Origin of the sequence: Kribbella pittospori, assembly GCF_004331465.1 — a bacterium.
GTDB classification, from domain to species: Bacteria; Actinomycetota; Actinomycetes; order Propionibacteriales; family Kribbellaceae; genus Kribbella; species Kribbella pittospori.
Map to the genome: position 1 here is coordinate 238,606 of NZ_SJKB01000007.1, position 13,343 is coordinate 251,948.

Here is a 13,343-nt window from a genome sequence, read left to right on the forward strand (position 1 = left end):
GGAATATGAGTACGGCGGAAGGTGGGACCACGGCCGAGATGGTCGACTGGCAGCTGGCAACGGGAGTGGCGCGCAAGCTGCTGCGGCCCGGACCTGCGGTCAGCCGCGCGGAGGCGGATCAGGTGGTGGCCGAGCTGCGCCAGTTCGCGGCCGACTCCGAGCACCACGTCCGCGAGTTCACCAAGCTGGAGGCCACCTCGGCCACCGCGCCAGTGGTGATCGTGGACCGGCCCGGCTGGGTCCAGGCGAACGCAGACGGCTTCCGGACCGTGCTGCAGCCCCTGGCCGACAAGCTCCGCGAGAAGGCCGAGCGGACCGGTGGGCTGTCCTCCGCTGTCGGCTCGCGGGTGACCGCGATCGAGGCTGGAGCGCTGCTGGCCTTCCTCTCGTCCCGGGTGCTCGGGCAGTTCGACCCGTTCTACCCGTCCGAGCCGGATCCGGACCGGCCTGGTCTGACCGGCCGGTTGCTGCTGGTCGCGCCGAACGTCATGCACGTGGAGTCCGAGCTGGGCGTCGTACCGCGGGACTTCAGGCTGTGGGTGTGTCTGCACGAGGAGACGCACCGGGTGCAGTTCACCGCGGTCCCATGGCTGCGGGACCACCTCCGGTCGGAGATCGCGCTGTTCCTCGACCAGGCCGAGCTGGACGCCTCGGCGTACGCCGCGATGTTCCGCGAGGCGGTCCAGCGGCTGGGCCGATCGGTGCGTGGTGAGGCCGAGCTGAGCCTGGTCGACCTGATGCAGTCGCCGGAGCAGCGTGCGGTGCTGGACCGGCTGACCGCGGTCATGTCCCTGCTGGAGGGCCACGCCGACTTCGTGATGGACGGGGTCGGACCCTCGGTGATCCCGACCGTGGACGCCATCCGCTCCAAGTTCACGTCGCGCCGGCAGAGCGGCAACCCGGTCGACCAGTTGCTGAAGCGGTTGCTCGGCCTGGACGCCAAGCTGCGGCAGTACAAGGACGGCGCCGCGTTCGTACGCCGGGTGGTCGAGCAGGTCGGGATGGACGGGTTCAACCGGGTCTGGACCGGGCCGAACACGCTGCCGACCAAGCACGAGATCGCGAATCCGGATGCCTGGGTCAGCCGGCTCCACGGCTGAGCCACCGGGTGGATCGGCTGCCGACGAATTGGTCGAGCGCCGGAGAGGAAAGCTGCACCCCGCCGTCGCACGCACGCGGGAGGCAGTGCGGGCCATGCTGGCCGAACTGCCCAAGGGCACGACCGTTCTGGTCGCCTGCTCCGGCGGTACGGATTCGCTGGCCCTCGCGGCCGCGACGGCCTTCGAGGCTCCGAAGCTCGAGCTCCGCGCTGGTGCCGTCATCGTCGACCACGGGCTCCAGGCCGACTCCGCCCACGTCGCGGAGACCGCCGCCACCCAGTGCCGGGGGCTCGGGCTCGACCCGGTCCACGTGCGCCCGGTAGAGGTGGGCTCCGACGGTGGTCCAGAGGCCGCTGCCCGAGCGGCTCGGTACGACGCTCTGCGGGACGCGGCTGACGAATCCGGCGCGGACGTCGTACTGCTGGCTCACACGCGGGACGACCAGGCCGAGACTGTTCTATTGGGGCTGGGACGTGGCTCGGGCGCTCGATCGCTGGCAGGTATGGCTCCGATCGCCGGACTGCTCAGGAGGCCGTTCCTGGAAGTTCCGCGCGCCACCACGGCGGCAGCCTGCATCGCGTCGGGCCTTCGGCCGTGGCACGACCCGCACAACGACGATCCGCAGTACACCCGGGTTCGCGTACGCCACGAGGTTCTGCCGGTCCTCGAGGAGGCTTTGGGGCCCGGTGTGGTCGAGGCACTCGCCCGTACGGCGGGATTGCTCCGGGCCGATGCGGATGCGTTGGACATACTCGCGGCGGACCTTGCGGAGACCGCACTCCGGCGTGCCGAGGACGAAGTGGTGTGCGACATCGGGATGCTCGAGGACGAGCCGGCGGCGATCCGGACCAGAGCCCTGCGGCAGGCGGCACTGGAGGCGGGCTGCCGTGCGACGGACCTCACAGCGGCGCACATCGCTGCCGTCGACGCACTGGTGACAGCGTGGCGCGGACAGCGGTGGATCGATCTGCCACAAGGGGTCCGGGCGGTCCGCAGGGGCGGATTCATCGTGTTGGGCGAAGGTGTGACAGGCTGACGGCGTGGATGCCGCGGACATCGAGAAGGACCTCACCAAGGTCCACTACACCGAGGACCAGATCCTGGCGAAGCTGCGCGAGCTGGCGGCGCGGATCGAGCAGGACTACGAGGGCAAGGACCTGCTGATGGTCGGCGTCCTGCGGGGCGCGGTGATGGTGATGGCCGACCTGGCCCGGTCGTTCAGCCGGCACGTGGAGATGGACTGGATGGCCATCTCGTCGTACGGCTCGGGCACCAAGTCGTCCGGAGTGGTCCGGATCCAGAAGGACCTGGACACCGACATCACCAACCGGCACGTGCTGATCGTCGAGGACATCATCGACACCGGGCTGACGCTGAGCTGGCTGGTCAGTAACCTGGAGTCACGGAAGCCGGCCTCGCTGGAGCTGTGCACGGCGTTCGTGAAGCCGGACGCGGCCAAGATGCGGGTCCCGGTCAAGTACGTCGGACTGGAGCTCCCGGACGAGTTCGTGGTCGGTTATGGCCTGGACTACGCGGAGAAGTACCGGAACCTGCGCTGCGTGGCGACGTTGGCCCCGCACGTCTACTCCTGACCGATCCTTCAGGGCAGACTTGGTGACAGCCTGTACAACGGGGTCACGCCGTCTTGGTGACCCTCGTTATGTGTTGTCTTGTGCGACACGAGACACTTGGACTGGTGTTACCGTCTCAAGCCCGCATACCCGGGCCTGCCGAGCTAGGAGGGACGGGGCGTAGGCCTCGATCATGGACGTGAAGCGTATCTTCCGCGGACCCCTGTTCTGGATCGTCGTCGCCTTCTTGGGCGTACTGGTGATCGGACAGCTCCTGACCGGCTCGACCGGGTACAAGACCGAGCCCACCGGCCAGGTGGTCCAGCTGATCCAGCAGGCCAAGTCCTCGTCCGACAAGTCGATCAAGTCGGTGACGCTGATCGACCCCGACCAGGAGATCCGGGTCGAGAAGACCGACGGGACCAAGGTCCGGGCGCACTGGGTCGACGGCCAGGCCAACACCCTCGGCACTGACCTGCAGTCCCTGTTCCAGGACGGCAAGATCGAGCGGTACGACGTCGAGAACCCGAAGCCGAGCTTCATCGGCCAGGTGTTCTCCACGCTGATCCCGTTCCTGCTGATCGCCGTCGTCTTCATCTTCTTGATGAACTCGATGCAGGGCGGCGGCTCGCGGGTGATGAGCTTCGCGAAGTCGAAGGCCAAGCTGATCACCAAGGACACCCCGAAGACGACCTTCGCGGATGTGGCCGGGTGCGACGAGGCGATCGAGGAACTCGGCGAGATCAAGGAGTTCCTGCAGGAACCAGGGAAGTTCCAGGCGGTCGGTGCGAAGATCCCGAAGGGCGTGCTGCTCTACGGCCAGCCCGGTACCGGTAAGACCCTGCTGGCCCGTGCGGTCGCCGGTGAGGCAGGCGTGCCGTTCTACTCGATCTCCGGTTCGGACTTCGTCGAGATGTTCGTCGGTGTCGGTGCCTCCCGGGTCCGCGACCTGTTCGAGCAGGCCAAGACGAACGCCCCGGCGATCGTGTTCATCGACGAGATCGACGCCGTCGGCCGGCACCGTGGTGCGGGCCTCGGCGGTGGTCACGACGAGCGCGAGCAGACCCTGAACCAGTTGCTGGTCGAGATGGACGGCTTCGACGTCCGCGGCGGTGTGATCCTGATCGCAGCCACCAACCGGCCCGACGTGCTCGACCCGGCGCTGCTGCGGCCGGGCCGCTTCGACCGGCAGATCGCCGTCGACGCGCCGGACCTGCCGGGTCGCGAGCAGATCCTCAAGGTGCACGCGCGGGGCAAGCCGATGGCGCAGGACGTCGACCTCCGGGCCGTCGCCCGTCGTACGCCGGGCTTCACCGGTGCCGACCTGGCCAACGTGCTCAACGAGGCCGCCCTGCTGACCGCCCGCGGCAACATGCAGGTGATCGACAACCGGGCGCTGGACGAGGCGATCGACCGCGTCATCGCCGGTCCGCAGCGCCGGACCCGGCTGATGTCGGACAAGGAGAAGGTGCTCACGGCGTACCACGAGGGCGGGCACGCCCTGGTCGCCGCGTCGCTGCCGCACTCCGACCCGGTGCAGAAGGTGACGATCCTGCCGCGTGGCCGCGCCCTCGGCTACACGATGGTGATGCCGGACGAGGACAAGTACTCGACCACCCGGTCCGAGATGCTCGACAAGCTGGCCTACATGCTCGGTGGCCGCGCGGCCGAGGAGATGGTCTTCCACGACCCGACCACCGGCGCCAGCAACGACATCGAGAAGGCGACCGCGCTGGCCCGTGCGATGGTCACGCAGTACGGCATGACCGAGCGGCTGGGCGCGATCAAGTTCGGTCAGGACAGCAGCGAGCCGTTCCTGGGCCGCGACATCGGCAGCCAGCGGAACTACTCCGAGGAGATCGCGGCCGCGGTCGACGAGGAGGTCGGCAAGCTGATCCTGAACGCGCACCAGGAGGCGTTCGACATCCTGGTCGAGAACCGCGCGGTGCTGGACCACCTGGTCGAGGAGCTGCTGGAGAAGGAGACCCTGGACAAGAACGAGATCGCCCGGGTCTTCGCGCCGGTGATCAAGCGGGAGCGGCGGCCGGCCTGGACCGGTTCGTCCACCCGGGTGCCGTCGGACCAGCCGCCGGTGATGCCGATGCCGACCCGCGGCGAGCAGAACGGATCGCTGTCCGACGTCCTGCCGGGCGGTGCGGTCGGCCCGGACGAGGCCGTCAAGCCGCCGAACTACGGCAGCGGCCCGACGCCGCCTTCGCCGAAGGACTGAGCTGAAGTCAGCAGCGCCGCCACCCACCCGGGTGGCGGCGCTGCTGCTGTTTAAGGTGGCGGCATGACCTCACCGAAGTTCGATCATGCACGGGCCGAGCGGGCCGTCCGGGAGTTGCTGATCGCGATCGGCGAGGATCCGGACCGCGAAGGTCTGCTGGACACCCCGGCCCGGGTGGCGCGCTCGTACGCCGAGATCACCGGTGGACTGGGTCAGCGGGCCGAGGACGTGCTCACGACGACGTTCGACATCGGCCACGACGAGATGGTCCTGGTGAAGGGCATCGAGGTGTGGAGCCTCTGTGAGCACCACCTCGTCCCGTTCACCGGAGTGGCCCATGTCGGGTACATCCCGAGTCGTGACGGCCGGATCACCGGGCTGTCCAAGCTGGCCCGTCTGGTCGACGTCTACGCCAAGCGCCCACAGGTCCAGGAGCGGCTGACCACGCAGGTCGCCGACTCGCTGGTCGAGCTGCTCGAGCCGCGGGGCGTGATCGTCGTGATCGAGTGCGAACACCTGTGCATGACCATGCGCGGCGTCCGCAAACCGGGCGCCAAGACCATCACGTCGGCGGTCCGCGGCCAGCTCCGCAACCCGGTCACCCGGGCCGAGGCGATGAGCCTGATCGTCGGCTGATCCGCCCGGCCGTAGCCTGGCCGGCCGGTCTCTCGTTGGAGATTGAAAGCCGACATCTGTGGACATTCTGTCGCTGAACGTTTACTTTCCGTAGTGGCGTTCGGTCGACGAGGACCGGATGCCGGCGTGAGGAGGACAAGAATGTCGGGGCGTTTCCGGGTCGGCGCCGCACTCGCCGGTGCCGTCGTACTGACGGCCGCCGGGCTGGTCGCGGCGAACTGGGCCACCGCGGACTCGGAGCCGTCGGGGGTGAAACCCGGAGAGCTGACCGCCAAGTCTCCGCTGGTCGCCGACGCCCTCGAGACCGAGCTCGGGTCGCGGGCGGTCGGCAGCTACTACGACGAGGCCGGTGAGCTGGTCGTCGCCGTGTCCGATGTCGCCACCGCTGACCTGGTCCGCGCGGCGGGCGCCATCCCGCGGCTGGTCCGCTTCACCGCCGACCAGCTGAACGCGGTCCAGTCCGAGCTGAACCGGCTCGCCAGCGGCTCCAGCGCCGGCAAGGTGCGGTCCTGGTACGTCGATCCCCTCTCGGGCACCGTGGTCGTCACCGTCCCCCGGGGCGCGCGTGACCTGATCACCCAGCGCTTCCTGGACCGCGCCAAGGCGAACGGCGACCGCGTGACGATCCGGTCCGCGCCCGGCCAGGTGTCCACCACCGCGGACGACTTCGGCCTGCGCGGCGGCCTCCGGGTGGACAAGAACACCGGCTACGTCTGCTCCCTCGGGTTCAACGCCCGCACCACCAAGGGCACCCGGATCTTCCTGACCGCGGGCCACTGCACCGCCGGCAAGCCGTCGTTCTCCCGCAACGGCTACGTCCTCGGCAACACCCGCACGTCGAGCTTCCCGGGCAACGACTTCGGCAGCGTCGGCGTGATCGAGGGCTGGGACCAGCAGGGGTACGTCGAGGGTTGGGGCGCCGGCAATGTCTCGGTCAAGGGGATCGCCAACGCCACCGTCGGATCCACGCTGTGCAAGTCGGGTAAGAGCACCGGCTGGACCTGCGGCCGGATCGTCGCCCGCAACGTGACGGTCAACTACGGCAGCAACAGGATCGTCAAGGGCCTGTTCCAGCACACCGCCTGCGTCGAGGCCGGCGACTCCGGCGGGGCGAACATGACCGGCAACTACGCGCAGGGCATCACCAGTGGCGCAGCGCTGATCAACGGCCAGTGCCTGGAGAAGACCGGTCAGACCAACGAGTCGTACTCGCAGCCGATCGGCGAGGCCCTACAAGCCACCCAGTCGCGCCTCGTGCTGAGCTGAGGCGGCTGATGCCCGGCTGGTTCCGCGGCTGGGGGTGAGGGCCACTACGGTGGTCTGGTGAGTGATGGTTTGCGGGTGCACGTTGACGGGCTACCGGTCCTGGACCGGTGTCTCGTGATGGGTGTTGTCAACGTGACCCCGGATTCCTTTTCCGACGGCGGCGAGTGGTTCGAGCCGGCCGCGGCGATCAAGCACGGCCGGGAGTTGCTGGCCGACGGCGCCGACCTGCTCGACGTCGGCGGCGAGTCGACCCGGCCGGGTGCCGAGCGGCCCGCGCCCGAGGAGGAGATCCGCCGGGTGCTGCCGGTGATCGAGACGCTCGCGGCCGACGGCGCCCTGATCTCGGTCGACACGATGCGGGCCGGAGTCGCCGCCCTCGCCCTCGACGCGGGTGCGGTGATGATCAACGACGTATCCGGCGGCCAGGCCGACCCGGACATGCTTCCGCTGGTGGCAGAGCGTCGTACGCCGTATGTCTGTATGCATTGGCGTGGGCACTCCATCGACATGCAGAACAAGGCGGAGTACGACGACGTGGTCGCCGAGGTGATCGCGGAACTCGGCCAGCGGGTCGACGCGATCCGGTCCGCCGGCGTGGATCTGGGCAGGGTCGCACTGGATCCCGGACTCGGGTTCGCGAAGAACGCGGACCACAACTGGGAAGTTCTTCGCCGATTACGGGAATTCGGCGTACTCGGTCGGCCGTTGCTGATCGGTGCGTCCCGGAAGGCGTTCCTCGGTAGGCTGCTCGCCGACGAGCAGACCGGTGAACCCAGACCGGCCGTACGACGAGACGATGCGAGCGCGGCTGTATCCGCCCTGGCCGCCGCTGCGGGAGCCTGGTGTGTCCGGGCCCACGCGGTGGCGCCCAGCGCGGACGCGGTCCGGGTGGCGAAGAGATGGGGAACGGTATGACGGACGGACCGGGCGGTCCGCGCCGGAGCGCAGGAGGAGACGGTGCGCGCGGTGCGACGGTGGAGGACGTCGTGCTGAACGCGAACACCGCGTTCTACAACGCGTTCGAGGCCGGCGACCTGGATCTGATGGCGGCGGTCTGGCTGCCGGATCCCGATCCGGTCTGCATCCATCCCGGCAACGCGGCGATCTCCGGGTACGCCGAGATGATGCGCGCCTGGGCGATGATCTTCGCCAATACGCCGTACATCCAGTTCTTTCTCACCGATGTCCAGGTCCGGGTGGATGAAGACGTGGCCTACGTCACGTGTACGGAGAATGTCCTGTCGTCGGGTGAGGGTGCCCCGGAGGAAGGGTTCGCGGGCGGTAAGGCGCTGGCCACGAACGTCTTTCGCAAAACTTCCTCCGGCTGGCGGTTGTGGATCCACCATGCCTCACCGGTACTGTCGTCGTCTGGGGGCCGACAGGAGGAGGCGCCGTGAGCGAGCGAAGCGAGTTCACCATCGAGCACAGCGCATACCGTGCCTCGTCCGCGCCCGGAGCGAAGCGAGGACGTGGATGAGCTCTCCCGCGATGACTCCTGATGTGATCGAGATCCGTGGCATCCGCGGTTTCGGGCGCCACGGGGTGTTCGAGCACGAGCGGGCCGACGGGCAGGAGTTCGTCGTGGACGTCCGGCTGGAGCTGGACACCCGGCCCGCCGCGGCTTCCGACGACCTGGCCGACACCGTGAACTACGGGTTGGTGGCCGAGCAGGTGCACCAGGCGATCGAGACCGACCCGGTGGATCTGATCGAGACCCTCGCCCAGCGCATCGCGGACCTGTGCCTCGCCGACCGGCGGGTGACAGCGACCGCGGTGACCATCCACAAACCCTCGGCGCCGATCACGGTGCCGTTCGACGACGTTGTCCTGACCGTGCAGCGCAGAGCCGGAGAATCCTCGTGACTGAGACCCCAAGTCCCCACGTCATCGACGCGGACACCCTGAGCGGTGGCCTCAAGCCGATCCGCCAGGTGATCCTGTCGCTCGGGAGCAATCTCGGCGACCGTGAGGCGAACCTGCAGGGCGCGGTCGATGCGCTGCGAGACACCCCGGACGTCGTGGTGGTCGAGGTCTCCCCGGTCTACGAGACCCAGCCGATCGGCGGTCCCGACGAGTCCGGCCCGTACCTCAACGTCGTACTGCTCGCCGACAGCACGCTCGCCGTGGACCTGTTGCTCGACCGCGCGCACGCGATCGAGCAGGCGTTCGGCCGGGAGCGCAGCGTTCCGGGTGCACCACGCACGCTGGACGTCGACCTGATCACGTACGGCACCAAGGAGATCGAGTCCGAGGAGCTGACCATCCCGCACCCGCGGGCGCACGAGCGGGCGTTCGTTCTGGCGCCGTGGCTCGACATCGAGCGGGACGCGGTGCTGCCCGGGCACGGCCCGGTCGCCGAACTGCTCGCGAAGGTCGGCACCGAGGGCGTGACCAAGCTCGACATCGAGCTCCAGTAGTGGCATCCGGCGGTCCAGAGCCCAACCAGGCGCCCGGCAAAGAGCCGCCGCGCCCGGGCTCGGTCCGGCCGACCTCACGCCGGTTGCTGATCGCGATCGCCGTCCTCGGGGCGGCGATCGGCGTGACCATGGTCAAGGCGATCGAGTCCAGCGGCGGGGTCGCGCCCGCGGTGTCCTGGCTGACTCTGATCGCCTGGACGTTCCTGGCCGCGCTGCTGTTCATGGCGGCCCGCAACACCCATCAGCGGATCCAGGTCCGGCGCGAACGGATCGAACCGTCGCGCGCGGTGTTCCTGCTCCTGATCGCGAAGGCGAGCGCTTTCGTCGGCGCGTTGTGCACCGGGGTTTACGCAGGGTTCGCGTTAAGCTTCCTGGACGCGGTGAGTGCTTCGGGGCCGCGCAACCGAGTGATCATGGCCGGTGCCGCGGCGGTGGTCTCAGTGCTGGTCGTCACGGCCGGATTGTTGCTCGAACGCGCGTGTCGTATTCCCGAGGACCCGGACGAGACCCCCTAACATGGCGGTCCATGGGGTCAAGGGGTAGCCGCCGTCGAACCAGGACCACAGTTCTCACCGTTGCCAACGGTCTGCTGATCGTTGTCTGCCTGGGTGTGAGTGTCGCGCTCTTCTCCCAGAATGCTTGGATTCTGCGGACTGCCGCAGCGGGCGCCGTCGTGATCGCGATCGCCGCCTCGGTGCTGTTCCGCCATCAGTTGCTGGTCGAGCGGCTGGCCCATTCCGACGAACGCGCCCAGGTGGCGCAGGAGTACTCCCGGATCACCAGCGCGCGGGTGGTCGAGAACGCCGAGTTCGTCGACCTGATGCAGCGCCGGTTGGACAAGATCGACCAGCGCCTGGACAAGATCGACCAGGAGGTCGCCACGGTCGTTGCCGCCGGCGACAAACACTCCCAGGCCGACGCCCCCACCGTCGTGGATCTGAAGCTGCGAGGCCTGGCCGCTTCCTGACGCGGACCTCCCGGCCCATACTTCGGTGTGGGGAGGGGATGGCCATGGGGCTGGATGCGAACTATCCGGCGGTGACGATGAACGATCCGAACGGGCACGTCACGGTCTTCAACGAGGATCACCTGCCGATCGGGCAGTTGGGCCCGCCGCCGTTCGAGTCGGCGTCGGTGAACGTGACGTGCCGGCGGAAGGCGTGGGAGGACGCGGACTGGTACCGGCTGCTCAGCGCGGAGGGCTGGCCGTTCCCGGCCAACGAGGCGTACGTCGCGGCCAGCGAGACGCACGAGCTGAATCCCGGCCAGCCGTATCCGATCCCGCAGTGCGCGTCAGGCTGTCCGATCAAGATCGGGCAGGCGGCGGGTGCTGGGGCGTTGGCGATCGGAGCGGCAGCTGCCGCGGCGGCCTGGCGGCGTCGCCGGAGGGCACCGGGAATCGCCTGAGCGACCGGGTGGTGGACCGGGAGGAGCGGGGAGCCGGTGATCCCGCGTAGGTTCTGGGTGTGGATCTCGCTGAACTGCTGAAGGTTGCCGAAGCCGCCGTCGATCGGGGCCGGGTGGTGACCGACTCCCGGGCGCCTGGGGTGCTCACATCCAAGGGCGATCGGGACATGGCGTCCGAGGTGGACTTCGCCGTGGAGCGGGAGGTGCGTGCCTTTCTCGAGCGGGAGACGCCGGAGATCGGCGTACTCGGTGAGGAGGAAGGCGGCGCGACGGACGGGACCCGATGGGTGCTCGATCCGATCGACGGGACGGTGAACTTCATCCACGGCGTACCGCTGTGGGGGATCTCGCTCGGACTGATCCACGAGGGACGGGCAGTGGCGGGCGTGATCGACCATCCCGCGCTCGGGACCAGGTACGCCGCGGCCGAGGGCCACGGTGCGACCTGCAACGGCAAGCCCATCGGCGGTAGCGAGTGCGCGGACCTGAGTGAGGCGTTGGTTGCCGTGGGCGACTATGGGGTCGGCCCGGACGCGGACCGGGTGAACGCCGAGCGGCTCGCCCTGACGCAGCTCCTGTACCCGCGAGCTCAGCGGATCCGGATGATCGGTACGGCGGCCACCGCGCTGACCTGGACCGCGGCCGGTCACTTCGACGCGACGATCATGTTCTCCAACAAGCCCTGGGACACGATGGCCGGCGTCTCCATCTGCCGTGAGGCCGGCGTCACGGTCCTCGACCTCGACGGCTCACAGCACGCCCCCGAGTCCCGCGGCACCTTCGCCGTCTCCGCAGCCCTCGCCGACCCGCTCCTCGAGCTGATCGCTCAGACCGCCGTCCACTGAGCTACTTGTCGATGTCGCCGACGACGAAGAACATGCTGCCGAGGATGGCGATCATGTCGGGGATCACGGTGCCGGGGAGCAGCGCGGGCAGGGCGGAGATGTTGTTGAAGCTGGCCGAGCGCAGCTTGAGCCGCCACGGCGTCTTGTCGCCGCGGGAGACCAGGTAGTAGCCGTTGATGCCGAGCGGGCTCTCGGTCCAGGCGTAGGTCTGGCCCTCCGGCACCTTCAGGATCTTCGGTAGCCGCACGTTGACCGGCCCGGCGGGCATCGACGACAGCTTGTCGATGCAGGCGTCGACCAGGTCCAGCGACACCTTCACCTGCTCCAGCAGGACCGAGAACCGCGCGAAGCAGTCGCCCTCCGGCCGGGTGACGACCCGGAGTACGCCGTCCTGCAGGAGTTCGTCGTACCCGAGGTAGGGCTCGTCGCGGCGGAGGTCGGCGTCGACCCCGGAGGCGCGGGCGATCGGGCCGGAGACGCCGTACTGCGCGATCAGTTCGGGCGCGAGTTTGCCGACGCCGACGGTGCGGGCGCGGAAGATCTCGTTGCCGAGGATGAGGTCCTCGATGTCGGGCAGCCGCTTGCGGACCGCGACCGAGGCGGCCGACGCGCGGCCGAGCCAGCCGTACGGGAGGTCCTCCTTGAGCCCGCCGACGCGGTTGAACATGTAGTGCATCCGGCCGCCGGACAGCTCCTCCATCACCGCCTGCAGCGTCTCCCGCTCGCGGAACGCGTAGAAGACCGGGGTGATCGCGCCGAGCTCGAGCGGGTACGAGCCGAGGAACATCAGGTGGTTCAGGATCCGGTTCAGCTCGGCCAGCAGGGTACGCAGCCAGACCGCGCGGATCGGCACCTCCAGGCCCATCATCCGCTCGACCGCGAAGACGACGCCGAGCTCGTTGGCGAACGCGGACAGCCAGTCGTGCCGGTTCGCCAGCACGATGATCTGCCGGTAGTCGCGCACCTCGAACAGCTTCTCCGCGCCGCGGTGCATGTAGCCGATGATCGGCTCGCAGCCGACGATCCGCTCGCCGTCCAGGGTCAGCCGCAGCCGCAGTACGCCGTGCGTCGCGGGGTGCTGCGGACCGATGTTGAGCACCATGTCGGTGGTCGCCAGCTCCGAGCCGGTCCCGGTCCCGCCCCGCTCGTACGCAGGGTCGAATCCGGCCGCCCCGGCACCGATTCCTACCACTCTTTCCGTACTCATGCCCCTATCGTGACAGGCTGGGTGTGTGGATGACCTCTTCGCACCCTCGGATGTCAGCTGGACGCCGGTCTCGCCGAAGCTGGCCGCGGTCCGCCGGCTGAACGCGGGGATCACCGCCGGCGTAGCCGGGATCGTGCTGCTGATCGTGCTCGGGATGACCGTGGGCTGGCTGTACGGCGTCCTCGCGCTGCAGATGGCGGCGGCCGGGTTCGTCTGGGCGTGGGTCCTGATCGGGCGCAACCAGCGGTCCTGGAAGTACGCCGAGCGCGAGGACGAACTGCTGGTCAGCCACGGGATCATGTTCCGCGAGCTGGTGGTGGTCCCGTACGGACGGATGCAGTTCGTGGACGTGGCCGCGGGACCGCTGGAGCGGGCGTACGGGATCGCCACGGTCGAGCTGCACACGGCCACGCCGGCGACGGACGCCAAGATCCCCGGTCTGCATCCGGACGAGGCCGGTCGGCTGCGTGACCGTCTCTCGGCGCTCGGCCAGGCCCAGGCGTGGGGCCTGTGACCGAGCCGACGCCCGGGCCGCCCGGGCAACAGACAGCGGCGGTGCGTCCGCCGGTGACTGAGCAGACCGGCGCCCGCCTCCACCCGCTCACGCCGTTCGTGAAGGGCTGGGGGTACTTCGTCGTCGCGGCCTTCGCCCTGGTCAACAACG

At 69.0% G+C, this 13,343-nt stretch carries 16 protein-coding genes; 15 read left to right on the plus strand and 1 reads right to left on the minus strand.

What is annotated here, in order from left to right; translation table 11 throughout:
- Positions 1-5: 5 nt before the first annotated feature.
- The 14 genes from E0H73_RS23230 to E0H73_RS23295 all read left to right on the plus strand — a co-directional run bounded on the left by E0H73_RS23230 (position 6) and on the right by E0H73_RS23295 (position 11,472).
- The gene (locus tag E0H73_RS23230; protein ID WP_131359970.1) at positions 6-1,100 is read left to right on the plus strand and encodes a zinc-dependent metalloprotease; all 1,095 of its coding nucleotides are present in this window, start codon (positions 6-8) and stop codon (positions 1,098-1,100) included.
- Positions 1,101-1,194: 94 nt separating this feature from the next.
- Positions 1,195-2,136, plus strand: a complete 942-nt coding sequence (tilS, locus tag E0H73_RS23235) for a tRNA lysidine(34) synthetase TilS (protein ID WP_238164183.1) — start codon at positions 1,195-1,197, stop codon at positions 2,134-2,136.
- A 4-nt stretch (positions 2,137-2,140) separates the two neighbouring features.
- Positions 2,141-2,692, plus strand: a complete 552-nt coding sequence (gene hpt / locus E0H73_RS23240; protein WP_131359974.1) for a hypoxanthine phosphoribosyltransferase — start codon at positions 2,141-2,143, stop codon at positions 2,690-2,692.
- Between the two features lie 172 nt (positions 2,693-2,864).
- The gene (gene ftsH, locus E0H73_RS23245; protein WP_131359976.1) at positions 2,865-4,901 is read left to right on the plus strand and encodes an ATP-dependent zinc metalloprotease FtsH; all 2,037 of its coding nucleotides are present in this window, start codon (positions 2,865-2,867) and stop codon (positions 4,899-4,901) included.
- 63 nt (positions 4,902-4,964) lie between these two features.
- Complete coding sequence (gene folE, locus E0H73_RS23250; RefSeq protein ID WP_131359978.1) at positions 4,965-5,537, plus strand: GTP cyclohydrolase I FolE; 573 nt, start codon at positions 4,965-4,967, stop codon at positions 5,535-5,537.
- A gap of 141 nt (positions 5,538-5,678) precedes the next feature.
- Complete coding sequence (locus E0H73_RS23255) at positions 5,679-6,803, plus strand: S1 family peptidase (protein WP_131359981.1); 1,125 nt, start codon at positions 5,679-5,681, stop codon at positions 6,801-6,803.
- 117 nt (positions 6,804-6,920) lie between these two features.
- Positions 6,921-7,718, plus strand: a complete 798-nt coding sequence (folP, locus tag E0H73_RS23260; protein WP_131360435.1) for a dihydropteroate synthase — start codon at positions 6,921-6,923, stop codon at positions 7,716-7,718.
- Positions 7,715-8,200 carry a nuclear transport factor 2 family protein gene (locus E0H73_RS23265; protein WP_131359983.1) on the plus strand — a complete coding sequence of 162 codons (486 nt, stop codon included), beginning with the start codon at positions 7,715-7,717 and terminating at the stop codon, positions 8,198-8,200. The genes folP and E0H73_RS23265 overlap by 4 nt, the downstream gene beginning before the upstream one ends.
- 76 nt (positions 8,201-8,276) lie before the next feature.
- Positions 8,277-8,666, plus strand: a complete 390-nt coding sequence (gene folB / locus E0H73_RS23270) for a dihydroneopterin aldolase (RefSeq protein ID WP_202867520.1) — start codon at positions 8,277-8,279, stop codon at positions 8,664-8,666.
- Positions 8,663-9,220 carry a 2-amino-4-hydroxy-6-hydroxymethyldihydropteridine diphosphokinase gene (folK, locus tag E0H73_RS23275; protein WP_131359985.1) on the plus strand — a complete coding sequence of 186 codons (558 nt, stop codon included), beginning with the start codon at positions 8,663-8,665 and terminating at the stop codon, positions 9,218-9,220. The genes folB and folK overlap by 4 nt, the downstream gene beginning before the upstream one ends.
- Positions 9,220-9,735, plus strand: coding sequence for a DUF3180 domain-containing protein (locus E0H73_RS23280; RefSeq protein WP_131359986.1), 516 nt, complete (start codon positions 9,220-9,222; stop codon positions 9,733-9,735). Before folK ends, E0H73_RS23280 begins: the two co-directional genes overlap by 1 nt.
- Before the next feature lie 11 nt (positions 9,736-9,746).
- A complete protein-coding gene (locus E0H73_RS23285; protein WP_131359988.1) occupies positions 9,747-10,187 on the plus strand; it encodes a hypothetical protein in 441 nt (146 codons plus the stop codon).
- Between the two features lie 44 nt (positions 10,188-10,231).
- Entirely contained in the window at positions 10,232-10,627 is a 396-nt protein-coding gene (locus E0H73_RS23290) for a hypothetical protein (protein WP_131359990.1), read from the plus strand.
- Positions 10,628-10,686: 59 nt separating this feature from the next.
- A complete protein-coding gene (locus E0H73_RS23295; RefSeq protein ID WP_131359992.1) occupies positions 10,687-11,472 on the plus strand; it encodes an inositol monophosphatase family protein in 786 nt (261 codons plus the stop codon).
- Between the two features lies 1 nt (position 11,473).
- On the opposite strand, the gene E0H73_RS23300 is transcribed toward E0H73_RS23295, so the two are convergent.
- Positions 11,474-12,679, minus strand: coding sequence for an NADH-quinone oxidoreductase subunit D (locus tag E0H73_RS23300; RefSeq protein ID WP_131359994.1), 1,206 nt, complete (start codon positions 12,677-12,679; stop codon positions 11,474-11,476).
- Positions 12,680-12,704: 25 nt separating this feature from the next.
- Between E0H73_RS23300 and E0H73_RS23305 the strand changes: the two genes are divergently transcribed.
- Positions 12,705-13,193, plus strand: a complete 489-nt coding sequence (locus tag E0H73_RS23305; protein WP_131359996.1) for a PH domain-containing protein — start codon at positions 12,705-12,707, stop codon at positions 13,191-13,193.
- The last annotated feature ends 150 nt before the right edge of the window (positions 13,194-13,343 follow it).